The organism is Mesorhizobium sp. M1E.F.Ca.ET.063.01.1.1, from assembly GCF_003998155.1.
GTDB lineage: Bacteria > Pseudomonadota > Alphaproteobacteria > Rhizobiales > Rhizobiaceae > Mesorhizobium.
In genome coordinates, this window is record NZ_RZSC01001650.1 from 1 (window position 1) to 428 (window position 428).

Here is a 428-nt window from a genome sequence, read left to right on the forward strand (position 1 = left end):
GTATCGCCGGAGACTCCCGAAGGCAAATCGATCGCAACAACCGGCAAGAGCAGGGATTTGGCAAAATCGATGGCGTTCGTAGCGTCGACGGGCAGCGACTTCGACAGCCCTGCCCCGTAGAGCGCATCGACGACGATTGAGCCGAAATCAGGGGCAAATGTCGTCAGCGGTCGGGGCGCGACCGGGCACTCCGCCGCGGCAATCGCGGCGTCGCTGCCGGCCCGCGGCTTGCCCGATACCCACACCGCGACATCGACGCCGGCCTCGGCCAGCAACCGCGCCACGACGTAGCCGTCGCCGCCATTGTTGCCGGGACCGCACAGCACGTGCACCCGCGTCGCCGCCGGGTTGCGCGCCAGCACGACGGCCGCGACCGCCTCACCGGCACGGCGCATCAACCCGTAACCGTCGAGCGGACCTTCCGCGAT

Annotated in this window: 1 protein-coding gene; it reads right to left on the minus strand. The window is 68.9% G+C overall.

From position 1 onward, the window contains the following. On the minus strand, window positions 1-428 hold a 428-nt coding region (locus EOA29_RS40250; RefSeq protein ID WP_127222599.1), incomplete at both ends, for an NAD(P)H-hydrate epimerase.